The following is a 26,948-nucleotide window of genomic DNA, read 5'->3' on the forward strand; positions in this document are numbered from 1 at the left end:
TTATTCTATTTCTTTATTAAGGATATTTTCATTTTGACATCATGAAGGGGACGATCATTTTTGTCCCTTTCAAGGGAAGCTATCTTATCGGCTACTTCCATACCTTGAACAACTTCTCCAAAAATTGTGTATGAATTATCGAGATGGGGTGCTCCTCCTATCGTTTTATATACCGTGCGTTGCTCTGGAGAAAACCGGAATAGAGGCAGTTGAGACATTCTGATTCGGGCTGAATCTGAAGCTATGGCTGAAAGAAGATTACGATCAGGCGTCTGACCTGATTGTTCTGCCAGCTTTTTCTGCTCTTCCAGGATACGAAAATAAAGATTCTGGAAAGTTTGTTGCTGAATATAGTTCTCTATTTTATTAAGCTCATCGTCAGTGTAACTCCGCCCGGTGACAATGTAAAACTGTGAGCCGCTGGAAAGTCTGTATGGATTTGAGGCGTCACCTTCTCGGGCTGCCGCAAGAACTCCTCGTTTGTGAAAATGGGATGAAACTATTTCTGGTTCGAGCGTATAATCAGGTCCTCCATTACCAAGAAGAGCTCCGACAGGGGCATTTTTTGAGTCAGGATCACCCCCCTGAATCATAAAGGAAGGAATCACACGATGAAACAAAAGATCGTCAAAGTAGTGGTTTTTTACAAGGGAAAGGAAATTCTCCCGGTGTTTCGGTGTATCTGTATATAACTTAACATACATTGACCCAAATTCCGTGTCAATCCGTATATCAGAATTTTGTGTATTTGTAGTAGTTTTGCAGGAATTAGGAACGAGGATAAGAAGAGTTCCTGTTAATAAGATATAGAACTTGGAAAGCATAATACGTCAACTTTTGAGGTGCAAATGTATTAAAATTGTATTTCTTTTTTAACAGTTACTATGAAGAAGCGATTATGCATAGCCGGCTATACTGGATTCATTGGAAGACATATTGTACCAATGTTTGAGGAAAGCGGATTTGAAGTTTTAGGAATACAAAAAAAGGATATAGTCGAGGGAAATCTTGATGAAATTGTTCGTGTTGTAGATGGTTGTGATGCTGTTATTAATCTGGCCGGAGTTTCTATTAATCGGCGATGGAATAAAAAGAATAAAGAATTAATTAGAAGTAGCAGGATAATATCAACTACCTTGATTGTTAGCGCTGTGGAAATGTCAAAAAAACGGCCGGATGTTTTCATCAATGCCAGTGGAGTTGATATTTATCCACCATCACGCATTTGCGATGAAAATTGTACAGAAAAGAATAACTCTTTTTTGTCGGATGTAATTAGTGAATGGGAGAATACAGCTGATCAAATGAATAAGCTTGGTGTAAGAACTGTAAAAACTCGGTTTGGTATTGTATTAGGGAAAGATGGTGGGGTTTTTAAAATTTTTAATGAAAATACAAGAAAATTTGTTGGTGTTGTTTTCGGAAATGGTAGGCAACATATGCCGGTTGTGCATATTTATGATGTCTTTTCGGCAATGAAATTTATTCTAGAAAATGAGACTTTGTACGGTGCTGTTAATGTAGTTGCTCCCTTTGATTGCAGACAGATTGATATTGTTGAAAAGATTAGTGAAAAATATGGAAAGAAGTTTAAAATTCAAATTAATAAATGGATCGTTAAGTCTTTTGCTGGTGAAATGTCTTGTCTTTTGTTGGACGATAGAATCGTTTATCCTAAGAAACTGATTGAAAATGGATTTAAATTTAAATTTGATAATTTCAACGCAATAGCTGAAAATTTGATGTATAAATAGCGTGGGAAAAATTCAAAGGCTTATTGGACAGACATTAATATATGGTCTTGGAACAATGATACCAAGGCTATTAAATTTCGTTATCCTTACTCCATATTATACAAGAATATTTAAACCTGATGAATATGGTATAATTACAGAATTGTACGCCTATATTATTGTATTACAAGTATTACTCACTTATGGTATGGAAACGGGATATTTCCGTTTCAGTAGAGATGAAAAAAGAAAAGGACTTATATATAGTATCGTTCAGACTTCCGTGCTGTTCACATCGGTTTTATTTATTATTGTAACCTTTTTACTGGGTAAAAGTATTGCAAATGTATTAGGTTACGAAAATAAGGTTATTTTAATCTTTGCAGTTGGACTTATTGTTTCTATGGATGCTTTTTCAGCTATTCCATTTGCTAAATTGAGAATGGAAGGAAAAGCAATGAAGTTCGCAATAATAAAAATAATAAATGTGGTTATTACATTAATACTTGTTTTTGGATTTTTAAGTTTTTTCCCTGCATATTGTTTGAAAAACACAAATTCAATACTTTGTGCTTTATACGTTCCGGAATATAAGGTTGAATATGTTTTTATTGCAAATATTGTTGCCAGTTTTTTTGTGCTTATTATGTTATTTAAAGAGATTTATGAATCAGAGCTTCGTTTTGATATTAAAATATTTACAGAATTACTGAAATTTTCTTTGCCTGTGCTTATTGCTGGAATAGGTGGTTCGTTAACCGATGCAATGGACAGAATTCTTCTGAAACATTTAATAAAAGATGGATCAGATGCAATGTACCAACTGGGCATTTATGGTGCAAACATTAAACTTTCTGTTATTATGATGTTGTTTGTTCAGATGTTTAGATATGCTGCTGAACCCTTTTATTTTGAAAATATGTATGATAAAAACGCAAAAAATTTATATGCGGATGTGATGAAAGTTTTTGTATTTATTGGAATGCTTATATTTTTATTTGTTCTGCTGAATTTGAATGTATTTAAATTATTTATAGGACGTAATTATTATGAAGGATTAAAAATAGTACCTGTTGTAATGATGAGTTATTTGTTTATAGGTATACAAAATAATGCAAGCATATGGTATAAGATTACAAAGAAAACAATGGTTGGGGCTTATATTACAGCTATTGGTGCTATATTAACTATTGTTTTTAATTATATGTTGGTACCGAAATTCGGTTATTATGGGGCAGCTGTAACAAGATTGTTAACCTTTGGCTTAATGGCAGCAATCACTATATATCTCGGAAATAAGAAGTATTTTATTCCCTATAGATGGAGTGGAATATTTCTGGCTATTACACTAAGCATACTCTTTTTTATTCTTTTTTCAAGTTTGAAGCTGAATGAGAGCAGATTTTGGTTTATTTATGCTAACAGTATAGTTATATTGTATGTATTTATCATTATTACGTTTGATAAGCAGTTAAGGAAAGAAGCATTTAAACTTAGTAGATATGGTAGATATAAAGATCAGAAATGAATCAGGAAATCCAAATCCTGAATATGCTACTGAAGGTAGTGCTGGAATGGATCTTCGTGCAAATTTGAAGGATGATATTTTGCTTAAGCCTGGTCAAAGGGTTGCAATACCTACTGGCTTATATATCCAGTTACCTGATGGATTTCAGGCTGAAGTGCGACCAAGGTCGGGGCTGGCTTTAAAAGACGGTATAACTGTATTGAATACTCCTGGAACGGTCGATTCTGATTATAGGGGAGAAATTAAAGTCATTTTGATTAACTTGTCGAACGAGGGCTTTGTCGTCAAAAACGCCGATAGGATAGCTCAACTTGTTATTACAAGATATGAAAAAATTAAATGGATTAATGTGAGTGAACTTGAATCGACAAAACGTGCTGATGGTGGATTTGGACATAGCGGTAAAGAATAAAATGAAAAAGTTTATAATTTTTTTAGTATTTATAAATAAGTTTATAAATACCTTACAGGCATATACTGTGAATGTAGATTCATGTTATATAAAGAATCAGCTCGACTATGATTATCTTATTGTTGAAGGATACAGATTTCTCTTAAACGGTAATATGCAAATGGCTGAAAGTATTTATGAAAAAGCTGTAAAATATGAGAAATGTGGAGCCGCAGCTTATTTTCAGTTATCGAAAATAAAACTCATTAAAGGAGACGCAAAAAGTGCTGAGTATTATGCGGAAAAAGCGTGTTTAATTAGCGATAATAATACATATCTATTAAACTATATTAATATTTTAAAAATTACTGGAAATAGAAAAATTATAAATAGTATTATAAAAAGAAGATTAAATGAAGGCGTATTAGATAATGAATTAATCTATGAATATATTAATTCGTTTATTGAAGAAAATGAATTAAGATTAGCAAAAAAGGAAATGAGAAAATACCATAAAATATTAACTGATGATTTGATTAATAGATTGAATATTGCCTTTGAAATGAAAAGAGAGAATTATGAAAATGTTTTACTGATATTAAATAGTTCAAGTTATATAGATGGTGAGGAAAAAAATAAGCTAAAAGCCAAAATTTTCACAGAGCTACAAAAAAATGATAGTTTGAAGGCATTAATTAAAAATGGATCTGATTTAAATTCTAATTTTAAACGTGAAATTGCTGAAATTATTATAAAAAATGGAAAAGATTCTAAAACCGATATCATAAAGGATTTAATTGAAAATAATATTAAAGATATAGAATTTGAGAAATGGTTGATTCAATTTATCATAAATGAAACATCAAAGGACAACTTGAAAGAGATTAATTTAGAAGAATTTATTTATAAGTTAAAAAATTATTGCTATAAAGATTCTGAAACTCAATTTTATGCTACCCTTGCTGATTATTATGATAAAATAGAATTAAAGGATTCTCTCATAGCTCAGCTGGAAATTCTTCGTAGGCTTGATGCAACGAATGTTTTTGTTTACTTTAGATTAATAGAAACATACTACAGTTCTAACAAGTGGTTAAAAGTAGTGGATATTTGTAAGGATGCAAAGAATATTGGGTTAGATGATATACGATTTAACTATTTTATGGGTTTGGCTTTTTATCAGATGTCGGATTATGAGAATGCAAAGAAAAATCTGGAATCATGTCTTCTTTCGTATGTAAATGATGATTTTAAATATATGGTAAAGGGATTATTAGCTGAGGTTTATTACAAATTAGGACTTTTTGAATTTAGCGATTCACTTTTTGAAGAGGTTATAAAATATAATCCGAATGATTTGACCGCACGTAATAATTATGCATATTATCTTGCAATAAGAGAAAAAAGATTAGATAAGGCTGAAGATTTAAGCAAATATACTATTGAGAGAGAAAAAAATAATGCTTCATTTTTTGATACGTATGCTTGGATATTATATAAGCAAGGTAAATACAGAGAAGCCGTTAAATATATTGAAAAGGCCATAGAAATTGATAAAGGTAATTATATTATATGGGATCATTACGGATATATTCTGTACAAAATTAGAAAGAGAAAAATGGCAGAAAATGCATGGAAAAGGAGTTGTGAATTGAAAAATTGTATTTTCAGTTTAGAAGAAAAATTGGAAAATGAAAGGAAGATAAATGAATAAAATTATCATAATTGTTTTTTTACTAATTTCATCATGCGTCCATCTCAAAGATAAACGAAAATGTGTGGATTATGATGAGAGAAGAATTGTTAAAAATAACGTTAAAATTGATAATATAGTAATAAAGAAAAGTACTTTTGATATAACTATTAACGAACGGAAAAATCTATCTTCAAAATGCATAATAAATTTAAACAAGAGGAAAGGAATTGTTATTTCATTGATTCCTTATGTTAATTTTGAAGCATTTAGAATTTTTTTGGACGGAAATAATCTAAAAATCGTTGATAGGGAAAGCAAGAAAATTTATGAAAAAAATATCTTTGAAAATAATGGTATTAGTCGGGTGGAATTAAATAAAATATACTGCAGCATTTTGCTTAATAACTATTATCGGAAATACAAATATGTTGCAAATATCACGGATAACAATGAAAAATATTCAGAATGGATTAAAAATATTACAGATGAAGAGCGAGCATATATATACATAGATAGGCGATATTATAAAATTAAGGAAATTTATTACGCTGGAAAAAATATGAGTTTATTAATTAATTATAAGACATATTCAGGTTCTGATATAAAGATATGTGATCAAATTAATATAGAATTAAAAAAGGGAGATACAAAGCTGAATATTAAATTAAAGATTGATGATTATGAAGAAAAAAAAGAAGGAGATAATATATACCTGATTCCGAAAAGTTATAATAAAATAGATAATATTGATCTTGATGAATTTCTGGAAAAATTATAAAATATTTTTTCTTTTTGCATTGTTATTTTTTGCTGAAAGAATAACATACTGTCAGCAAAAAGAAACAATACGCAAAAAAATTGATGAAATAAAGGAAGAAATTGAATATCTGAATGGTTTGCTGGAAAAAAGAGAAAGCGAAAAGAAGAACTATATTAGTACTATTAGCTTGGTTGAAAGAAAAATAAATTCGCAGGAGAAATATGTGTTTGCTTTGGAATCAGAGATAGGAAATCTTGAGAGAATTATAAAAGAGTACGACGGAATTTTGAAAAATTTGTCTGAAAAGTTGGAGGGGCTGAAAATGTCCTATGGAATTGCATTGAGAAATTATTATTTAAAACGGGACAAGGTATATTTTTGGGTTTATCTTTTGGCAGCTGATAACATGGTCCAATCTCAAAGAAGATTTTTATATTATAGACAGTATATAAAGGAAATGGAATATAAGGCAAAAAGCATTCAGGAATTATTGAATGAAATTGGTGATAAAAAGAAACAAGCACAGATTTTAATAAATGATAGAATAAATTTAATGAAACTAAAAGAATCAGAGATAAAAAAGCTTGAAGAAAATAAAAAGCAGAAGATAATTATATTGGAAAAGTTGAAAAAGGAACAAGGTGAAATACGAAAACAAATCACTGAGAAAAAAAGTATTGCTGAAAAGCTTGAAAAGGAAATGAAGAAGATTATTGAGGAAGAAATAAAAAGAAGTAAAGGAAAAAATGTTATTTCTTTAACGGCCGAGGAAAAAATTATAGCAGGAAATTTTGAAAGAAATAAAGGAAGGTTACCTTGGCCGGTTGAAAAAGGAGTAATAATTGATAAATTCGGAGAGCATCCCCACATTGTCCTGAAAAATGTAAAAGTAAGGAACAATGGAATTGATATTGAAACGGAAAAGAATTCTGATGTACGATCTATTTATGAGGGTGTTGTGACAAAGATTGTAAGTATTTTGGGCGCAAAATTTACTATTATTATTCGACATGGTAACTACTTATCTGTATATCAAAATATTGATGATGTATTGGTGAAAAATGGGGAAAAAGTACAAACAGGACAGAAAATAGGAAAGGTTATAAATATGGAAGGTGAAGATAATCCTGTGATACATCTTGAAATATGGAAGGATTTTGAACGAATGGATCCGGAGGAATGGATAAGAATAAAATGAAGTAATTTTGAAACAAAAAACAAGAGATATGAGTATAAAGTATCGAATAAGATAAAAATGAAAAGGACAATGAAAATAGCATCAAAGATTGAAAACCTGAGGGAAGTTGAAAAGGTGGTTGATGAAATTGCTACTAAGTTTCAACTTAAGAATGAGCTTTATGGAAATATTCTTATTGCATTCCTTGAAGCTGTGAATAATGCTATTGTGCATGGCAATAAACAAAATGAAGAAAAGGATGTTATTGTAAACATAACTATTGAAAAAGGTGAATTACACATTGTGGTCAAAGATCAGGGGAAAGGATTTGATTATGAAAATGTACCTGATCCTACGGCACCGGAAAACATCGAGAATATCAGCGGACGTGGAATATTCCTTATGAGGAAGCTTTCTGATAAGCTTATATTTGATGAAAACGGTACAAAAGCTGAACTAATTTTTTACCTTGATAAATGAGGATTAATTTATTTAATGATGTTGGAAAATTTAAATTAAGGCGAAAGAAAAAGCATATTGAATGGATTGCAAGAATTTCGAAGAATCTTGGACTGGATAAGGAGGGAGGCATTAATATTATTTTGGTAGGAAGAAATACCATTCTTAAAATAAACAGGGAGTTTCTGGGTCATAATTATTTAACTGACGTTATATCGTTTAAGTACGAAGAAGATTCTGAAATTTTAGGGGAAATATACATTTGCCCTTACCAGGTAAAAAAGAACGCAAAGCGATTTAATGTTTCTTTTGAAGATGAGTTACGAAGAGTAATAGCTCATGGAATGCTGCATTTATCTGGATATAACGATGGTACAGATAAGGAAAAGGAAGAAATGAGAAGGATGGAAGATAGTATGCTTGATTTATGGTCATGAAAAGATACCCAGGTGTTTTAAAAAAAAAGTACGAAAATAGGTAACATTTGGGTTCTGTCTTAAAAATATAAATAAACCTTATTATAATGTGATGGTAGTATGCTGAATTTGGAATATGATATTATAGTTGTAGGAGCTGGGCATGCAGGTGCTGAGGCGGCAAATATTGCCGGTGTAATGGGATCTAAAGTACTTCTGGTCAGTATGGATCTGACAAAAATCGCACAAATGTCCTGTAATCCGGCCATGGGGGGAATAGCCAAAGGTCAGATTATACGTGAAATAGATGCTCTCGGAGGTGGAGCTGGAATAGTTACTGATAAAAGCATGTTGCAATTCAGAATGCTTAATAAAAGCAAAGGTCCTGCGATGTGGAGTCCAAGAGCACAATGTGACAGAGTTAAGTTCAGCTGGTACTGGAGGGAATTTCTGGAAAAGAATAAAAATGTCGATTTATGGCAGGATTCTGTTGTACAGCTTAAAATTGAAGATGGTACTGTAAAAGGAATAAAAACTGTTCTAGGTATTGAATTTAATGCTAAGTGCGTTATTTTAACAAATGGAACTTTTTTGAATGGATTAATTCATGTTGGGAGAGCTCATCAAAAGGGTGGAAGAATAGGAGAACCGGCCGCTGAAGGTTTGACTGAGCAATTAAAAGAACTAGGATTCAGAGCAGGAAGAATGAAAACTGGAACCCCTGCACGATTAGACGGACGAACTATTGATTTTGGCAAAATGATCGAGCAGAAAGGTGACCCTGAAGGAGGGAAGTTTTCATTTCTGGATACGGGCACATTCATTGGAAACCACAGATCGTGCTATATTACTGAAACAAATGAGAAAGTACATTCTGTTTTGGAAAGAGGATTTAAGGATTCTCCCCTATATGCTGGCATAATAAAAAGTATTGGTCCAAGATATTGCCCGAGTATAGAAGACAAGATCGTAACATTTGCGGATAAAAAGAGCCATCACTTGTTTGTAGAACCTGAAAGCGAGCTAACAAATGAATATTATCTGAACGGATTTTCTTCTTCATTACCTTGGAAAATACAGTATGAAGCTATTAAGTTAATTCCGGGACTTGAAAATGTTAAGCTGTTGCGACCTGGTTATGCAATAGAATACGATTACTTTGATCCAACAGAATTAAAGCATACTCTGGAGACAAAGAGAATAAGGAATTTATTTTTTGCTGGACAAATTAATGGTACAACCGGTTATGAAGAAGCCGGAGCCCAAGGACTTATTGCGGGTATGAATGCACATTTGAGAATAATAGGAGAGAGGGAATTCATTTTGAATCGGGATGAAGCCTACATAGGGGTATTAATTGACGACCTTGTGTCAAAAGGCGTGGATGAACCTTATAGAATGTTTACTTCCAGGGCTGAATATAGAATTCTCTTGCGTCAGGATAATGCTGATGAGCGGTTAACAGAAAAAGGCTATAAAATAGGAAGTGTAACTGAAGATAGGTATAGATTATATGTAGAAAAAAGAAAATTAATTGAAGATGGGTTAGAAATATTATATAAGAAGAGTGTTAAGCCTGATATAATTAATCAACTACTAAAGGAAAAAGGGAGTTCGCTTATTAAACAGTCTGTAAAAATTAAAGATATATTAATGCGAACTGAAGTTGGAATTTATGACGTAATTAAATATGTTAATGAATTGAATAATTTCGTGCAAGAAGCTGGAAAGCTCGGTAAAGAAGTATTAGAATCATTGGAAATAAATATAAAATACGCTGGATATATTGAGCGTGAAAAGGACATTGCATTAAAATGCCGTAGGCTCGAGAATATTACTTTGCGCGAAGACTTTGATTATGGGAAAATAAAATCGTTATCAACAGAGGCACGACAGAAACTTAACAGGATAAAACCTAAAAATATTGGACAAGCCAGTAGAATACCTGGTGTTTCACCAGCTGACATTAATGTTCTATTAATTCATTTAGGAAGATAATGTTCCACGTGGAACAAAAAATGTAAAATCGGAAGTTATTAACATTGTTCCACGTGGAACGTTAATTATAAAATCAGTTAAATTCAAATGAACAGCATTGTTGGAAATATCTTTGATGTTCGTACAGGAACTTTTTTTCCAGGCGAAATTTTAATTCAGGGAGATCGCATCATCGATATTATGCCAACCTCAAAATCATGTACAAATTTTATTCTTCCAGGTTTCATTGATTCGCATGTACATATTGAGAGCAGTTTGCTTCTGCCCTCATTTTTCAGCCAGGCAGCCATATCTCATGGTACAGTTGCTGTGATAGCAGACCCTCATGAAATTGCAAATGTTCTTGGTGCTGATGGCATCCGATTTATGAAGGAAAATACAGAACAGGCTGAGATAAAATTCTTCTTCGGCGCACCTCCCTGTGTTCCGGCAACAAATTTCGAGACATCCGGAGCAATTCTTACTGCCAATGATATCAAAAACCTGTTGGCCTCAGAAACCTGCTATCATCTTGCCGAAGTAATGAACTACCCCGGCGTAATCTTTCAGGATCCTGGTCTGATAGAGAAAATAAACATAGCGAAATCTTTTGGTAAAATCATCGATGGTCATGCTCCAGGCCTCAGAGGAGAACAGTCCAGAACATATTTTGACGCTGGAATATCTACCGATCATGAATGTGAATCAATTGAAGAAGCCCTTGAAAAAATTAAGTATGGTTGCCATATTATTATCAGGGAGGGGAGCGCTGCAAAAAATCTGACAAACCTTATCAGCCTTCTTCATGATTTTCCTGATAAAACTATGTTCTGCACGGATGATTGCCATGCCGATGAACTGCTGGAAGGGCATATCGATAAAATGGTTAAAAAAGCCATAGATTACAAAATTCCTTTTGAGAACATAATTAAGGCTGCCTGTATTAATCCCGTCCTGCATTATAAACTCCCCGTAGGATTGCTTCAGAAAGGAGATTATGCTGATTTTATCGTTGTTGACTCTCCGAAAAATTGCAATGTTTTGGAAACATGGATAAACGGTAAACAGGTATTCTCCAAAGAAAATGACTGCGTCAGGGAAATAACAATCCCTCCATATAAAAACAATTTTCAACGTCAACCTGTTTTATCCGATGAGATTAAAATATATCTCCCGGAAAATGCTTCACACATAGTATGTATAGTTGCAAGAGACAAAAGCCTGATCACAGAATCAGCTACCGAAAAACCCTTACTGACCAGGGAAAGAGAAATCATAGCTGACAGCAGTCGTGATCTTCTGAAATTGATAAATCTCTCGCGATATACCAACGATAAACCTCAGGTTGCCTTGATTAAGGGATTTAATCTCAAAGCAGGAGCCATCGCCTCTTCGGTGGCACACGATAGCCATAACATTCTCGCTGTTGGAACCAATGATCATGACCTGATTGCCGCAATCAATATGGTTATCGCTTCAAAAGGAGGCCTTGCCGCCGTTAATGGAAAGGAAACCCTGTTTTTGCCTTTGCCTTATGCAGGACTTATGAGTGATCTTCCGGCCACTGAGGTAGCTTCTTTATACAATAAATTAAATCAGACTGTAAAATCGTGGGGTTGTGACTTCTCTGCACCCTTTATGACCCTTTCCTTTATGGCACTGCTCGTTATTCCCGAACTGAAACTGAGTGATAAGGGATTGTTCGATGCTACCAATTTTACCTTTACCAGCCTGTTCAGGTAATTTCATAGTATGAATAAGGAAATCCTGAAAGAAACCATCGCACTCCTGCCCGAAAAACCAGGCATATACCAGTTTTTCGATCAATCGGGCAAATTGATTTATGTCGGAAAAGCCAAGAATCTGAAAAAAAGAGTCAGTTCCTATTTTTCCAGGACAACCTTCGAGAACAGAAAAATACAGGTCATGGTTGGGAAAGTTCATGAAATTAAACACATTGTTGTCCCAACTGAACACGATGCTCTTCTGCTTGAAAACAATTTCATTAAGGAATATCAGCCACGATACAATGTACTTCTGAAAGATGACAAAACATTTCCCTGGATCTGCATAAAGAACGAACGATTTCCCCGTGTATTCCTTACAAGAAAAATTGTGAATGATGGCTCATCGTATTTCGGACCCTATACTTCAGCGCAGATGGTCCGAACCCTTCTGGCACTCATTCGGGAACTTTACTCACTGAGAACCTGCAACCTGAATTTGTCAGAAGAAAATATCAATGCCCAAAAATTCAAAGTATGCCTGGAGTACCACATGGGCAACTGCAAAGGTCCCTGCGAAGGACTTCAAAGAGAAAATGATTACAATCAAACCATTGACCAGATTCGTAAAATACTGAAAGGACACATTAACGAAGTTATTGAATACCTCGAAGAAACCATGAGAAACCTGGCAAAGGAATATCGTTTCGAGGAAGCAGAAATTATCCGGCAAAAACTGGAGCTCTTATCTAAATTCAGAGGAAAATCTGTCATTGTTAATCCGTCTATTACCAATGTCGATGTGTTTTCTATCTTAACCGATGGAAATACTTCCATCATTAATTTCATTAAAGTGATTAAAGGTTCTGTAATACAGTCACATACAATTGAAATACAAAAAAAGCTCGATGAAACAGAACCTGAAATCCTTGCTCTTGCAATAGCCAGCCTTCGAACCAGGTATGAGAGCAATGCCACGGAAATTATTGTCCCTATTTTGCCCGAATTAAAAATCCAGGGAGTAAGGTACACCATACCCAAAGAAGGAGACAAGAAAAAACTGCTCGACTTTTCTCTCAACAATGCACTAATTTATAAAAGATCAAAAGATATTTCTTCCCTGTCGCAAAAAAAACTTAGACGTAAGGAAGAAATTCTGGAACAGCTGAAAAAAGACTTACACCTTCACAATTTGCCCACGCGAATTGAGTGTTTTGACAATAGCAACCTTCAGGGCACAAATCCCGTGGCAGCCTGTGTGGTGTTTCTGAACGGCAAACCGGCTCCGGGTGAATACCGGCACTATCATGTCAAAACAGTTGATCATCCCGATGATTTTGCCTCCATGGAAGAAATTATTTTCCGCCGATACAAACGTGTGCTCGATGAAAACCTGCCTCTCCCGGACCTGGTTGTAATCGATGGAGGAAAAGGCCAGATCAGCGCCGCTATAAAGAGCCTTGAAAAACTGAAATTAAACAAAAAAATTGCAGTTATTGGAATTGCAAAAAAATTGGAGGAAATTTACTTTCCGAACGATCCCTACCCGCTGTATCTTGACAAAAACTCACCATCCCTGCGTCTCATTCAACATATACGAAACGAAGCCCACCGGTTCGGGATCACCTTTCACCGGCAGAAAAGAAGCAAGGCCTTTATACATTCCGAACTGGACGATATTAAAGGAATAGGGGAATCAACCCGTCAGAAATTAATGGAAAAGTTTAAATCAGTAAGTGTAATTAGAACATTATCAATACGTAATCTGGAAGAAATTATTGGCACGAATAAGGCCCGAATGGTCTATGATTATTTTCATCGAGACAAAGAATAATCGAAATTTTGCATCAAAAAAATGCGCAACCTGCCTCATGGGACTGCTTCACTGCGTTTCGGCGGGGTTAACCTGGATACCTCCGCAAAAGGATAAAGCACTGCGCATTAGTTCGTTATCACTTCTAATGCGCCATTAGATATAACATAATTTTCGTTACCATGAAAGCCTGGAAAAATTGCATCCTTTTTCTGACGCTGATTCTGGCGGGTCTATTCTATTTTTCCGCCTGTTCAAAACAGGAAGATGTTGAACATGAATATCTTATACGCTATTCACTGCTCAAGCAAATGACGGTTCCCGGAATACAGTCGTTTATACAGAATGCCAGCCAGGTATATTCCGCGCTTGATTCCCTTCCTGCCGATCTTCGGTATGATGTATCAGTATATTTGGTGAATTATCCTGTAAATTTTCAGGGAAAGACGCTAACTGCCTCCGGTGTAGTATGCCTGCCTGAAGCGAAAGGAAACTTTGGAATCATCAGTTTCCAGAACGGAACAAACACACTTCATGATGCCGCTCCTTCGAGGGATATTTTCAATGGTCTGTATACCCTCATTGAATCAGCCGCTTCTTATGGTTTCATAGTTGTTATCGCCGATTACCTGGGGTTTGGTTCTTCAGAACAGATTGTTCATCCGTATTACCACAGGGAATCAAACGACCTGGCCGTAAAAAACCTTATTCTGGCTGCCAGGGAACTTACAAACGAGAGCAATATACAGGCCGGATGCAACGGAAATATTTTTCTGATGGGCTATTCACAGGGTGGATGGGCAACTCTTTCTGCGGGCAAATATTTTGAGGAAACAGCGCCTTCAGGGATGTCATCAAAAGCCGTTTCATGCGGAGCAGGTGCGTACCAGATGATCCCTTTCTCTGAGCATGTTTTAAGCCTTGTTACTTATCCTACTCCATACTATCTGCCATATTTTATTGAATCGCACAGGCAGAACGGAATGCTCACCGATCCCCTTTCTCTTTTTTTCAGGGAACCCTATGCCTCCCGTATACCCGGTCTTTTCAACGGCCGTTTTTCAGGGGATGAAATTAACCAGCAGCTCACCGACACAGTGGCCAGGCTGGTTACCGAAAATCTGAAAAACCATTTTACCGACGGTGCAGAATTCGCTGGTTTACGGAATGAACTCGATAAAAATTCAATATATGGATGGAGAACCGAAATACCGGTGCGCTTTTATCATGGTACCTCCGATGATAATGTGTATTATGGACAGTCGGTATTAATGCATGAGGACATGCTCCGGCAAGGTTCCTCTGAAGAAAATATTTCCCTTTATCTCCTGGATGGACTCAATCATCAAACGGCACTGGTACCATGGGGAGTCACTACCATAAAATGGTTTCTTTCCCTTTCTGCTCCGTGAAAAATGTAACCTATAAAGTGCTGATCAGTTTTCCCTTGAAGCGATAAAGTAAAGTAATTCTGAAAGGGCATTCCGGGCATCATTGGCGGGGAAATCCTGAAGCAGGGTCAGTGCCGTTTGGATGTATTCGTTCATTTTTTCTGTTGCCTGCGAAATGCCGCCGTTTCTCTCGGCAAATTCTATGACTGTATAAACATCCTTTCCTTTGAGATCCTTTCTGCGCATCATCTTTCTGATTTCCCGGGCTTCGCCTGAAGAAGAATTTTGAAGGGCCAGGATCAGAGGGAGGGTATATTTTCCTTCCCGGATATCATTTCCCGTTGGTTTCCCTGTTAATCCTGTCTTTTGGTAATCGAGCAGATCATCCTTTATCTGAAAAACAATGCCGGCATATTCTCCGAACTGTTTCATCCGCTCGACAATTTCTTCGGAAGCCCCGGCTGAATATGCTCCGGAGGCAGTGCATGAAGATATTAGCGCCGCCGTCTTCTTACGGATAATTTCAAAATACTCCTCGGCCGTAATGCCATTCCGGCGCGATTTCTGTATCTGAAGAAGCTCTCCTTCGCTCATTTCGCGCACCGCATCCGAAACGATCTCCAGAAGGCGGTATTCCTTATGTTTGACAGCAAGTAACAGTCCCTTTGCCAGCAAATAGTCGCCAACCAGCACGGCGACCTTTGATTTCCACAACGCATTGAGACTGAAAAATCCGCGCCTTTCGTACGATTCATCCACCACATCATCATGGACAAGAGTGGCGGTATGAAGCAACTCAATAAGAGAAGCTGCAACAAAGGTACTGTTGTTCACCTGCCCGTGAAGACGTGCCGATAGAAAAACAAACAGCGGCCTGATTTGCTTACCCTTCCTTCGAAGAATAAAGTTGGTAATAAAATCAAGAAAAGGGATGGAGCCCTTTAATGCCTCCCGGAATACTTTTTCAAATTCAGCAAGCTCCTGCTTAACGGGTTTTCTGATCTTTTCGAGCTCTCCCATACGTTTTGTAATCGCGACAAATATAGGAATTATCTGTATCAAATTCTTTTCGGTTCTTTCACAAGCAGTGTACTTCCATAAACAAGGCGGCCAATAAAATGTTGCCAAACGTGGAATTATTTTAGAACTATTTATATAATAATTTGAAAAACAAAATATTATAATTATTTCTCTTTGGAATCAAATATATTTATATATTTGCATATCTTAAACCATTACTATGGATTCAGGACCCGCATCTTTCCCGTTTAAGGTTGACGAAGTAAAAGGTTTCTCCGCCGAGCAGTTTACTTCGGAACAACTTGACCGCGCTGCTGTTATGCTCAAGGCTATGGCCCATCCGGCCCGGATTGCCATTCTGAACCTGCTCAATGAAGGCAAAAAACTTACCGTGACAGAAATTCACGAAATGCTTCACATGGAACAATCTGTGGCATCCCACCACCTGGGAATACTTCGCGATAAAGGCATTCTTTCCTCGAAACGCGAAGGGAAAAATACCTACTATTTTATTAAAAATCCCGGCTTTCTGGGAATTATTGACTGTATCAACCGGTGTGCCTGCCTCTGAAACCTGGCACGCCCATTGTTTTTTCAGATAGTTTGAATATGCCAGTAATCCGTATAACAAAAGAGTTTCATTTTGAAATGGCGCATGCCCTGTGGAATTATGATGGCCCTTGCCGGAACATCCATGGTCATTCCTATGCGCTCTTTGTCACCATTTCAGGAGAACCAATGCAGAATCCCGGCCATCCGAAAAACGGTATGCTTATGGATTTCTCTGAACTCAAAAACATAGTAAAAACACAGATCGTTGACCAGTTTGACCATGCACTGGTGGTCAACAAAAATACTCCACCTGATTTTGCTGCACAGGCGAAAGACCTTTTCGGAAAAATTCATTTTCTCGACTACCAGCCTACCTGCGAAAATCTGATTGTCGACATGGCTAACCGGTTGCGGAAGAGCCTTCCCTCTGCTGTCAGGCTTCATAGCCTGAAGCTTTACGAAACAGCCGGTTCGTATGCTGAATGGTATGCCGATGATAATTCCTGATGGCATAGCCATAGGCCTTCCGTCTTACATCAGACCCAAATACCTGTCCCCCTTTCGGTTAGAAACATTTCCGGTTCCTTTAAACAGGTTTCCTATGAAAATGTAGGATTTAGTAAGCAAGAACACCCATACAGGATTCATACCGTGTTTAAAAGGAAATTTTTCTGAAAAATTGGAGCCGCATGCCCGCCGCCCAAGCATAACAGGTAGCCCGGGAGGGTATGAATGCCGGAATATTTGGAATTACAGCAAAGGATCAACGCTAAAGTCGGGAAAAGAAATTAACCGGGGTCTAAAGGGCGGCGCTTCTGACCTCAGGCGGTAAACGAATGCGCCTCACTCGAAACACAAAACATTTTTACTACCTTCGTAAAAAACTCTTCCCCATGTCTGCGGCCGATACTTCTCCCAGGCTCGTCCTTGTTGATGCCTATGCGCTGATTTTCCGGGCCTATTATGCCTTCATCAACAGCCGGATGACCAATGCCAGGGGCCTGAATACATCAGCAATCTACGGGTTCACAGCGGCTCTCGAAGATGTAATCCGAACGCAGAAACCAACGCACATAGGTGTGGTATTTGATCCTTCAGGTCCCACGTTTCGCAACGAACTCTATCCTCCTTATAAAGCCAACCGGGAGGAGACTCCTGAACCGATAAAAGTGGCCGTTCCCTGGATAAAAAAAGTGATTGAGGCATGGAACATCCCTATTCTTGAGGTACCTGGTTTTGAGGCCGACGATGTGATTGGAACCATGTCGCGCCTGGCCGAAAAGAAAGGCTTTTATACCCTCATGGTTACTCCTGATAAGGATTTTACCCAGCTTGTAACACCCAGGGTTAAAATGCTGAAACCCGGACGGTCGGGAGGAGAAGCTGAGATTATCGGGCCGGAGGAAGTTACCAAACGTTTTCAGGTGGACCACCCTTCTCAGGTAATTGATATCCTTGCTCTCTGGGGTGATACCTCCGATAATGTACCCGGAGCTCCGGGCATTGGCGAAAAAGGAGCAATCAAACTGATCAGCCAGTTTAAATCAATTGAAAATTTGTACGCAAACATTCATCTTTTACCTGAAAAAACACGTAATATTTTATTAAATAACAAAGAATTAATTGAGCTGTCAAAAAAGCTGGTTACCATTAATTGCAGTGTTCCGGTGGAATTTATTGAACCGGAACTTAAAATGACAAATCCTGATATACAGAAAATCAGCGAAATATATAGTGAACTCGATTTCAGAAGCCTGTTGAACCGCATCCGCCAGAATCCGCCACTCACCGAAGAAAGTACCGCAAAGGAAAAAGGACGTTCAGTAAGCGTAAACCCGGCACAGACAAGCCTTTTTCCGGCCGACAATGAGCAGTCTTTGATCTCAGGCTTTGCGGGCAGGGATTCTTCTGAACAGGATGCTTCCGGTGCTGTGTTCAAAACAATTAACGATGTTCCGCATGATTACAGGCTGGTTGTTTCAGAACGCGACGTACAGCAACTTGCTGACTTTCTCGGAAAGCAGAAAGAATTCTGTTTCGATACCGAGACAACCTCCCTTGATACCCATACGGCCGACCTGGTGGGAATTTCGGTTTCAGCCGAGCCCGGTAAAGCATGGTTTGTTTACACGTGGAACAATGAGAAAATTATGGAAATTCTCCGGCCAGTGCTGGAAAATGAAAAAATTGGGAAAATCGGCCAGAACATGAAATTTGACCTGGCTGTGATGGCCCACAGAGGCATCAATGTGAAAGGAGAGCTGTTTGATACCATGGTGGCACATTATCTGCTGCAGCCGGAGGAAAGGCACAGCATGGATTTTCTGGCCCGGAAATTCCTGGGGTACAATCCTGTACCCATCACAGAACTGATCGGAGAAAAGGGGAAAAATCAGCTGAGCATGGCCCAGGTAAAGCCTGAAGAAGTGTCGGAATATGCTGCCGAAGATGCCGATGTTACCCTTCAATTGAAACACATCCTGGAAAAACTTCTTTCAGAGGCCGGCCTTATGCAACTGTTCCGTGAAATTGAAATGCCCCTTGTGCGGGTACTTACCGAAATGGAATGTACAGGAGTGAAAATTGATACGGAAGCCCTGAACGATTATGCCCTTTTGCTTACAAAAGAAATGAATTCGGTTGAGGAAGAAATTTATTCCCTGGCCGGAATGCGTTTTAACATCGGATCGCCCAAACAACTGGGAGAGGTTCTGTTCGAAAAACTGAAAATTGCTGAAAACGTAAAGAAAACAAAGACAAAACAGTATGCAACTTCAGAAGAAGTTTTACTCGAACTCAAAGGTGCCCATCCTGTGGTGGAAAAAATTCTCGACTACCGCTCCTACAAGAAGCTTCTTTCTACCTATGTTGAAACGTTGCCGCGGCTGATTAATCCGAAAACGGGGAAGATACACACTTCGTACAACCAGACCATCGTTGCCACCGGCCGTCTGAGTTCCACAAATCCCAACCTGCAGAATATCCCGGTGCGCGATGAGCGCGGCAGGGAAATCAGGAAAGCATTTATCCCGTCAGACCCGCAGGGATGCCTTCTTTCGGCCGACTATTCGCAGATTGAACTGCGCATTATGGCACATTTCAGCGAAGATCCTTCCATGATCGAGGCCTTTGAAAGGGGAGAGGATATTCATATTGCCACAGCGGCTAAAATCTATAAGGTTTCACGTGAAAACGTTACCCGTGAAATGAGGAACAGAGCCAAAACCGCCAATTTTGGCATTATCTACGGCATTTCGGCATTTGGATTATCCCAGAGGCTGGGAATACCCCGCCGGGAAGCCGAAGAACTCATACGGGAGTATTTTCATAATTTTCCGGGAGTTCACCGGTATATGCAGGAGGCTATCCGTAAAGCGCGCGAAAAGGGATATGCTGAAACCATGTTCGGCCGGAGGCGTTTTCTGCCCGAAATCAATTCGCAAAACGGAAATATCAGAGGAATGGCCGAGCGAAACGCTATTAATACCCCCATTCAGGGAACAGCCGCCGATATTATCAAGCTGGCTATGATCAGCGTCAACAAACGCCTCCATCAGCAGAAACTCCGTTCGCGGATGATCATGCAGGTACATGATGAACTGGTATTTGATGTGGCACCAGGTGAAGTGGAAGTTGTGAAGGAGATAGCAGTGCAGGAAATGCAGAATGCCTGCCGGTTAAAGGTTCCTCTGGTTGTGGATGTCGGTACCGGCGCCAACTGGCTTGAAGCACATTGAAATTCTTTCTGATATGCCTGTTACGGTTTATTATCATGGAATACTGGCTGACATAGCTCACCGGTTCGACGATGAATACGACCCTGTCCGCTCCACAGAAAACCTGCTGAAGCAGTTTTACGAAAAATATCCTGCGGCGAAGCAATACGTTTTCCGTGTGGCGGTTAACAACAGGATCATTTCAGGCAACAGTCCGGTTTCTGACGGGGATACCATCGATCTGATACCCCCCTTTCCTGGCGGCTGATTTTTTTCTGCCAATAAAACAACCGGTGCACCCTTATACAGCTTTGACAAAGGGACACACCGGTGATTAAGAAGTAGTTTCATCCGTCAACGCAAGATCGGTCTAATGCCGCCCGTAAACAAGCACTGTTGCCTTTTCTCCGCTGAAATTTTTTGTGTCGTACCAGAATACAATCTTCTCAATCAGCCGTTTGTTTCCGGGCAGGTCAATCAGGCGTGAGGCACTGCCGCGGCGAAACTGATGCCGCAACGCAACTTCCTGCGTGTCTCCGTTTTCAAAGTGAATAACGCACCGGTGCATGTTCAGCGAACCGTCTTTTACCACAATCCGGATGGCATTAAAGGCTCCTTCCCTCCAGGTGACGGGTATTACATCCCTGTCGAGGCGAAAATCCACGGTGCGGCTTCCGAGAAGCTCCCAGCGTTCCCTTCTCTGGGCTGAAAGATCCGTTACCGACATGAAAAGAAACGAGCTCATAAGAATGAGCAGTAGTTGATAATGATAGCGTTTCATACTTGTAATGATTTGTTTAAAAGTTGGATGAAAAATCATGGCCGGGGTTTAATCTTGTTTTGCATAAACAACAAAAATTGTTCCGTAAAATTCATTCAGGAGGCTTATTTAGAGGAGAAAGGCATACGTCCGACGCAACAATTTCATTGCATCAGGGTACAGGATCATATCCGTGTCCTCCCCAGGGATGACAGCGCAGAACGCGTCGGATGGCCAGGTAAAGGCCTTTGAACGGGCCATGCTTCTTCAGCGCTTCGACAGCATATTCCGAACATGTCGGCGTGAAACGGCAGGAAGGAGGCTTAAGCGGTGAAATAGCATACCGGTAAAATTTCACCATACCAATGAAAAGGGCATTAAGTCCCTTTTTCAGCATGCCGTACAACCATTGCAAGAAGTTTGTCAATCTGTTGTGAGATTTCATGATAGGTAGCAATTTCCTTTCCTGTGTAAATCAGGCCTATATCTATGCAAAGAGTGTGCTTTTCCAGTTCTTCGTAAAAGGAAGTTTTAAGCTGGCGGTATGCTTCCCTGATACGCCTTTTTATGAGGTTTCTGTCGTGCGCTTTGCGGAATGTTTTCCGTGGAACCGAGATCAGAACCCGCGCCGGAGATAAGTGGCCCTGGCCGTCGCATGATACCCAGACCAGCTTCAGCGGATGCCGCGATACAGTTTTTCCGTTTTCAAACAGCCTGGAAACCGACCGTTTACCCCGAAGAATCTCATGCTTTCTGAATGTGGCCATAGTGGTCTTATTCATCTCCGGAACGGCCGGAAACAGACCTATTTCTTGTTGTTGTTTTTTTGTGCTTCCCGGATATACTTCTCGAGCGCCATCGTCATACTGGGTGCTTCAGGGGCAGGTGCCTGGATGTCCAGACGAAGCCCGCTTTCCTTGACAGCTTTTGCGGTTTCAGCTCCAAACGAAGCAATTTTAATCTCATTCTGCTGGAATTCGGGAAAATTCTGCAGCAGCGACTTTATGCCGGAAGGACTGTAAAAGACGATAATGTCGTAATTCAACAGCGAAAGGTCGGAAAGGTCATTGCTCACAGGCCGGTATAAAATCGCCTTGGTAAAGTTGATTTTGTTCTTCTCCAGGGTTTCCGGTATATCTTTCTTATGTTCTGCCGACAGGGGAAGAAGAAATTTCTCGTCTTTGTGCTTCAGAATCACATCCATCAGATCAGCAAAGCAGGTTTTACCGTAGAAAATCTTTCGCTTCCGGTAAACAATGTATTTCTGAAGATAAAAAGCAATGGATTCGGTCAGACAGAAATACTTCATGGTTTCCGGAACAGTAATCCGCATTTCTTCGCAAATACGGAAGAAATGATCGACCGCCGTACGGCTCGTCATAATAACAGATGAATGATCCAGAATGTTGATCCGTGTCTGACGGAATTCTTTGGCCGTCACAGGCTCAATCTGAATAAAAGGCCTGAAGTCAATTTTAATGTTATGTTTCACAGCCAGTTCCTGATAAGGCGACTTCTCATGTTCTGGCTGGGACTGTGAGACTAAAATGGATTTGATTTTCAAGGCTTTCTGTTTTTAAGGTTTACATTCCGGTTAGATCCCGGACTATCTTATATCCTAAAAGAACAGGTAAAATTTCAAGGGCACAAAGGTACAAAATCAGATAAAATTTTGGTACATGATACCGGGAAGCGGTGCGCAGGCCTCTGTAAAGCCGCTCAATGTAAAGGATTCCAACCAGTACGCCTGCTGCAGCAAGAAACACTCCGGGAGAAATGCCCCGGAAATAAGCTCCGAGCAATACAAAGGGAAGAAGAACCAATCCGGTTTTGATGTAGAAATTCCTTACAAAAAAGTAATACTCTCCGAAAACCTTGTTGCTCTGGAAAAGCTCTCCGGTAACATACAGCAAAATGCGCCTCAGGACAATGATTCCGGCAGCAACGGCCGATAAACCAAGTGCTGTGACAACCCGCCCGGTGTATTCTCCCCCTTCACCGTTCAGCAGAAGATAAATGGCCAGGGGAGTAATGAGAATAAAGTTCAGCAGCAGAAGAAAAAATACCTGGCTGGTGAAAAGATTCCGGCTTTTGTAAAGGCTGAGCGCCTGGTATTCGTTGGTAAGCGCCATGAGAACACGGTTAAAATAACGTTCATACAACATTCTGGCAGTGCTGAGCACCAGAAGTCCTGCAAGAAACAAAAGAAAAAACCAGTCGGGAAGTATCTGATTCCTTTGTATTTCCTTTCTGAAAGAAGGCTGTCCGCTACTTACAGAAGAAAAGACCTGCAGGCCTGACGAAGCGGAATGCCCATCGGTAAATCCCATCCAGTCTTTCAATGCACCGGAAGGCAAGGCTTCCGGCAGTTCAGGAACATACTTTTCAATCGGAACAGGAGTATCTGTATTTGGTTGCTTTGCAGGAACCGTAACCGATGATTGTTTCAGAACAGCCTTCCATCCTGCATAGGTTGTGTCCCGTAACGTGTTTTTTAGAGAAGTGTCGTTTCCTTTGGTGGCAAAAGAAACCTGTTTTGCAGGCAATGATTCAGCCTTTTCCAGTGTATCGGAATTTTGGGCAAGGTATTGAAAATCAAGAATATTCATATAAAACGTTCCCTGACCCATCACCCGCTAAATTTTGCGCAAAGGTACAAAGAAAAATTAATTCAATACAGAACAAATATTGGCCCTGAAAATCCCATCAGGATTTCTCTCCTGTCTTCATTTGTCAATTGCATAAATTTACATTCTTTAAAAGAAAATGCAAATAAATAGGGATAAAGAAGGAGAATAATATATATTTCATTTGAAAAATTAATAATAACAGAGGGGTTGTACTGAAAAAATATTATTTTTGTCCGATAGAATAAAAATTTGCAAAATGTGTGGTATTGTTGGAGTATTTGACCTCAAAATTCCTTCTCAGGATCTGCGCCAGCAGGTGTTAAACATGTCAAAGAAGCTGCGGCACAGGGGTCCCGACTGGTCAGGAATTTTTGTATGTGACAAGGCTTTGCTGGCACACGAACGACTGGCTATCGTTGATCCTCAGTCTGGGAAACAACCCCTGTACAGTAAAGACGGTAACCTGGTTCTTGCCGTTAACGGAGAAATATACAACCATCAGTCTTTCCGGAACCGTTACAAAGACAGTTACCCCTTTCTTACCAATTCAGACTGTGAAGTAATTCTTGCCTTGTACAGGGACAAAGGGCCGGACTTTCTGGATGAACTGAACGGAATATTTGCTTTTGCCCTGTACGATAAAGAGAAGGACGCATATCTGATTGCCCGTGACCACATTGGTATCGTACCGTTGTATATGGGCTGGGATGCACACGGAAATTTCTATGTGGCCTCCGAACTGAAAGCCCTTGAGGGAGTATGTACAAGCTACAAGGAATTTCCTCCGGGCCATTATCTTTTCAGCAGGGAAGGCCAGCTCAAGCGCTGGTACGGGCGCGATTGGGAAGAGTATGAAGCAGTGCAGAACAATGAAACCAGCATTGGCGATTTGCGAAGGTCGTTTGAAGATGCTGTGCACCGTCAGTTAATGACCGATGTTCCTTACGGAGTATTGCTTTCGGGAGGACTTGACTCGTCCATCGTATCAGCAGTGGCCAAAAAATTTGCCGCACGGCGTATCGAGACAAACGACCTGAAAGATGCCTGGTGGCCCAGCCTGCATTCCTTTGCAATCGGCCTGAAAGGATCGCCTGACCTGGCTGCGGCGCAGAGAGCTGCAGAACATATCGGAACAATTCACCATGAAATCCACTTCACCATTGAAGAAGGGCTTGATGCCATCAGGGACGTTATTTATCATATTGAAACCTACGATGTAACAACCGTAAGGGCTTCCACGCCAATGTACCTGATGGCCCGTGTAATCAAATCAATGGGCATTAAAATGGTGCTCTCCGGTGAAGGTGCTGACGAAGTTTTCGGTGGCTATCTCTATTTTCATAAAGCACCCAATGCCCGGGCATTTCATGAAGAAACCGTAAGGAAGCTGAAAAAACTGCATCTTTATGACTGCCTGAGGGCAAACAAATCACTGGCTGCATGGGGAGTGGAAGGTCGTGTCCCTTTTCTCGACAAGGAATTTCTTGATGTAGCCATGCGGCTGAACCCTGAAGACAAGCGTCCCAAAGAGGGCAGGATGGAAAAATGGGTCCTCAGAAAGGCTTTCGAGGATCTTCTTCCTGAAAATATCGCCTGGAGACAGAAAGAACAGTTTTCCGACGGGGTTGGCTACAACTGGATTGACACCCTGAAAGATATGACCAGTAAAGCCGTTTCAGACCAGCAGCTGGCCAATGCCCGATACCGTTTCCCCATCAATACCCCGATGAGCAAGGAGGAATACTTTTACCGCTCGGTCTTTAGTGAACATTTTCCGTCCGATTCGGCTGCTTCCTGCGTTCCTTCGGTTCCTTCGGTAGCATGCAGTACGGCCGAAGCCCTGGCCTGGGATGAGGATCTGCGCAAAAATATTGATCCCTCAGGAAGAGCGGTGAAAAACGTTCATAAGGATGCCTACAAATAGGGTGATATTTCATTTATTGCCTGGCGGTTCCACGTGAATCTGCACATCAAGGTGCGGAATGCGTTTCTTAAGGTCTTCTTCAATCTGGTTGCAGTATTCATGCACCTCATCCAGTGTTTTGTTTCCCGCCATCTCAATATGCATGTCAACAAACTTGTAATTTCCTGCCTTGCGGGTACGAAGGTTATGCAGTTCAAAGGAGTGTTCATTAACAACCTTATGAATGGTACGGATATCCTCATCACCAAGGGAACTGTCAAGCAGAGGGGAATAAGCTTTGCGCAAAAGCTGCCAGGCCTCGAAAATAATAAGGCCAGCCACCGCAATGGCAATGAAGGGGTCGAGCAAATGCACGTCGGTTATCCAGATGAGCAACAAACCGGTACCAACGCCAAGCGAAGTAAGCACATCGGTTTTAAGGTGCAGGGCGTCAGCTTCAAGAGCCACTGAGTCAGTTTCTTTTGCTACCTTATAAAGCTGGCGCGAAACAATAAAATTAACCAGGGCGGAAATGAACATTACCAGCCCACCCCATCCGATGGCCTCAATCGTGCTTTCGCCAAGCAGTTTTTTAACGGCTTCGATGATAATCCATACCGCTGCCACAAAAATCAGGGCCGCTTCAATCACTCCCGACACATTCTCAAACTTGCCATGACCATAAGGATGGTTCCTGTCGGGAGGAGTATCGGAAACTTTTACCGAGAAAAAGGCTATTACGGCAGCTACCAGATCAATGGAAGAATGAATCGCCTCAGATAAAATACTGACCGATCCTGTGACAATACCGGCCAGCACTTTAATAATGATAAGAAAGCTGTTGGAGGCTACCGACAGCCTTGCAACCTTTGTTTTTCGTGTATTCATAAACCCTGCATAACCGGACGGTTCACCGCCGGATATAAAACGCAAAATTATGAAAATGTAGCTATTTTTTATTGTAAGATGGTTAAGTTGTTTTACATTCTCCTTTTTACCTCCTCTTTATCGGTTTTCTGTTTTTTAAAAGAATGGATTCATCGCGCTTATAGCATTATATACTTTATCTTTGTTAAAAAATATGCTTTCATGCCCGCTATTAATCTTATTCTTCCTGCATTTTTCCTTTCCTTTTTCCTTGCTGTACTTCTTCTTACAAAGAAAAACAGGACGGTATCTGACCGGGTTCTTTCGGGCTATTTTCTGATTGCGGCAGTCATTATATTATTGGCTTACCTCGAAATGCTGAACCGGAACAACGGATACCGCTGGCCATGGCTCATTCATGCATCCACCCCTTTC

General features: G+C 39.5%; 26 protein-coding genes. 18 read left to right on the forward strand and 8 right to left on the reverse strand.

Annotated features, from left to right (window positions below; genetic code table 11):
• Positions 1-5 precede the first annotated feature (5 nt).
• Positions 6-704 (reverse strand): peptidylprolyl isomerase, encoded by a 699-nt coding sequence (locus tag GX419_06300; GenBank protein ID NLI24295.1) that lies wholly within the window; start codon positions 702-704, stop codon positions 6-8.
• 180 nt (positions 705-884) lie between these two features.
• Here GX419_06300 and GX419_06305 point away from each other — a divergent pair, with 180 nt between their 5' ends.
• The 12 genes from GX419_06305 to GX419_06360 all read left to right on the forward strand — a co-directional run bounded on the left by GX419_06305 (position 885) and on the right by GX419_06360 (position 15,086).
• A complete protein-coding gene (locus tag GX419_06305) occupies positions 885-1,754 on the forward strand; it encodes a TIGR01777 family protein (protein ID NLI24296.1) in 870 nt (289 codons plus the stop codon).
• 1 nt (position 1,755) lies between these two features.
• Complete coding sequence (locus GX419_06310; protein NLI24297.1) at positions 1,756-3,261, forward strand: oligosaccharide flippase family protein; 1,506 nt, start codon at positions 1,756-1,758, stop codon at positions 3,259-3,261.
• On the forward strand, positions 3,236-3,673 hold the full coding sequence (dut, locus tag GX419_06315) for a dUTP diphosphatase (protein ID NLI24298.1): 438 nt from the start codon (positions 3,236-3,238) through the stop codon (positions 3,671-3,673). The genes GX419_06310 and dut overlap by 26 nt, the downstream gene beginning before the upstream one ends.
• Positions 3,642-5,366: a tetratricopeptide repeat protein gene (locus GX419_06320; protein ID NLI24299.1), complete on the forward strand. Its 1,725-nt coding sequence runs from the start codon at positions 3,642-3,644 to the stop codon at positions 5,364-5,366. Before dut ends, GX419_06320 begins: the two co-directional genes overlap by 32 nt.
• Positions 5,367-5,430: 64 nt before the next feature.
• Complete coding sequence (locus GX419_06325; GenBank protein NLI24300.1) at positions 5,431-6,126, forward strand: DUF4292 domain-containing protein; 696 nt, start codon at positions 5,431-5,433, stop codon at positions 6,124-6,126.
• A complete protein-coding gene (locus tag GX419_06330) occupies positions 6,104-7,306 on the forward strand; it encodes a peptidoglycan DD-metalloendopeptidase family protein (protein ID NLI24301.1) in 1,203 nt (400 codons plus the stop codon). The genes GX419_06325 and GX419_06330 overlap by 23 nt, the downstream gene beginning before the upstream one ends.
• 57 nt (positions 7,307-7,363) lie before the next feature.
• On the forward strand, positions 7,364-7,765 hold the full coding sequence (locus tag GX419_06335; GenBank protein ID NLI24302.1) for an ATP-binding protein: 402 nt from the start codon (positions 7,364-7,366) through the stop codon (positions 7,763-7,765).
• On the forward strand, positions 7,762-8,181 hold the full coding sequence (gene ybeY, locus GX419_06340) for an rRNA maturation RNase YbeY (GenBank protein ID NLI24303.1): 420 nt from the start codon (positions 7,762-7,764) through the stop codon (positions 8,179-8,181). Before GX419_06335 ends, ybeY begins: the two co-directional genes overlap by 4 nt.
• A gap of 102 nt (positions 8,182-8,283) precedes the next feature.
• Positions 8,284-10,158: a tRNA uridine-5-carboxymethylaminomethyl(34) synthesis enzyme MnmG gene (mnmG, locus tag GX419_06345; GenBank protein NLI24304.1), complete on the forward strand. Its 1,875-nt coding sequence runs from the start codon at positions 8,284-8,286 to the stop codon at positions 10,156-10,158.
• Positions 10,159-10,245: 87 nt separating this feature from the next.
• Entirely contained in the window at positions 10,246-11,880 is a 1,635-nt protein-coding gene (ade, locus tag GX419_06350) for an adenine deaminase (GenBank protein ID NLI24305.1), read from the forward strand.
• 9 nt (positions 11,881-11,889) lie between these two features.
• On the forward strand, positions 11,890-13,695 hold the full coding sequence (locus GX419_06355) for an excinuclease ABC subunit C (GenBank protein NLI24306.1): 1,806 nt from the start codon (positions 11,890-11,892) through the stop codon (positions 13,693-13,695).
• Positions 13,696-13,856: 161 nt separating this feature from the next.
• A complete protein-coding gene (locus GX419_06360) occupies positions 13,857-15,086 on the forward strand; it encodes a hypothetical protein (GenBank protein ID NLI24307.1) in 1,230 nt (409 codons plus the stop codon).
• A gap of 24 nt (positions 15,087-15,110) precedes the next feature.
• Here GX419_06360 and GX419_06365 read toward each other — a convergent pair whose 3' ends face one another.
• Positions 15,111-16,085, reverse strand: coding sequence for a polyprenyl synthetase family protein (locus GX419_06365; GenBank protein NLI24308.1), 975 nt, complete (start codon positions 16,083-16,085; stop codon positions 15,111-15,113).
• A 220-nt stretch (positions 16,086-16,305) separates the two neighbouring features.
• Here GX419_06365 and GX419_06370 point away from each other — a divergent pair, with 220 nt between their 5' ends.
• The 4 genes from GX419_06370 (at position 16,306) to GX419_06385 (ending at position 20,621) form a co-directional block, all read left to right on the forward strand.
• On the forward strand, positions 16,306-16,656 hold the full coding sequence (locus GX419_06370) for a helix-turn-helix transcriptional regulator (protein NLI24309.1): 351 nt from the start codon (positions 16,306-16,308) through the stop codon (positions 16,654-16,656).
• Positions 16,657-16,694: 38 nt separating this feature from the next.
• Positions 16,695-17,144, forward strand: coding sequence for a 6-carboxytetrahydropterin synthase (locus GX419_06375; GenBank protein NLI24310.1), 450 nt, complete (start codon positions 16,695-16,697; stop codon positions 17,142-17,144).
• Positions 17,145-17,530: 386 nt separating this feature from the next.
• On the forward strand, positions 17,531-20,374 hold the full coding sequence (gene polA, locus GX419_06380) for a DNA polymerase I (protein ID NLI24311.1): 2,844 nt from the start codon (positions 17,531-17,533) through the stop codon (positions 20,372-20,374).
• 13 nt (positions 20,375-20,387) lie between these two features.
• On the forward strand, positions 20,388-20,621 hold the full coding sequence (locus GX419_06385; protein NLI24312.1) for a MoaD/ThiS family protein: 234 nt from the start codon (positions 20,388-20,390) through the stop codon (positions 20,619-20,621).
• 102 nt (positions 20,622-20,723) lie between these two features.
• Here GX419_06385 and GX419_06390 read toward each other — a convergent pair whose 3' ends face one another.
• The 5 genes from GX419_06390 to GX419_06410 all read right to left on the reverse strand — a co-directional run bounded on the left by GX419_06390 (position 20,724) and on the right by GX419_06410 (position 23,743).
• A complete protein-coding gene (locus tag GX419_06390) occupies positions 20,724-21,134 on the reverse strand; it encodes a DUF2541 family protein (GenBank protein NLI24313.1) in 411 nt (136 codons plus the stop codon).
• A gap of 151 nt (positions 21,135-21,285) precedes the next feature.
• Entirely contained in the window at positions 21,286-21,507 is a 222-nt protein-coding gene (gene yidD / locus GX419_06395) for a membrane protein insertion efficiency factor YidD (protein ID NLI24314.1), read from the reverse strand.
• Positions 21,491-21,880 carry a ribonuclease P protein component gene (rnpA, locus tag GX419_06400; protein NLI24315.1) on the reverse strand — a complete coding sequence of 130 codons (390 nt, stop codon included), beginning with the start codon at positions 21,878-21,880 and terminating at the stop codon, positions 21,491-21,493. The genes yidD and rnpA overlap by 17 nt, the downstream gene beginning before the upstream one ends.
• A gap of 38 nt (positions 21,881-21,918) precedes the next feature.
• A complete protein-coding gene (locus GX419_06405) occupies positions 21,919-22,677 on the reverse strand; it encodes a uroporphyrinogen-III synthase (GenBank protein NLI24316.1) in 759 nt (252 codons plus the stop codon).
• Between the two features lie 19 nt (positions 22,678-22,696).
• Complete coding sequence (locus GX419_06410) at positions 22,697-23,743, reverse strand: DUF4271 domain-containing protein (GenBank protein ID NLI24317.1); 1,047 nt, start codon at positions 23,741-23,743, stop codon at positions 22,697-22,699.
• A 256-nt stretch (positions 23,744-23,999) separates the two neighbouring features.
• On the opposite strand from GX419_06410, the gene asnB reads away from it, so the two are divergent.
• Positions 24,000-25,667 (forward strand): asparagine synthase B, encoded by a 1,668-nt coding sequence (gene asnB, locus GX419_06415; GenBank protein ID NLI24318.1) that lies wholly within the window; start codon positions 24,000-24,002, stop codon positions 25,665-25,667.
• 9 nt (positions 25,668-25,676) lie between these two features.
• On the opposite strand, the gene GX419_06420 is transcribed toward asnB, so the two are convergent.
• Positions 25,677-26,534, reverse strand: a complete 858-nt coding sequence (locus GX419_06420) for a cation transporter (protein NLI24319.1) — start codon at positions 26,532-26,534, stop codon at positions 25,677-25,679.
• A gap of 201 nt (positions 26,535-26,735) precedes the next feature.
• Here GX419_06420 and GX419_06425 point away from each other — a divergent pair.
• Positions 26,736-26,948: hypothetical protein (locus GX419_06425; GenBank protein ID NLI24320.1), on the forward strand; the 213-nt coding region annotated here is incomplete at its 3' end.

The organism is Bacteroidales bacterium (assembly GCA_012517825.1).
In the GTDB taxonomy this organism is placed as follows: domain Bacteria; phylum Bacteroidota; class Bacteroidia; order Bacteroidales; family JAAYUG01; genus JAAYUG01.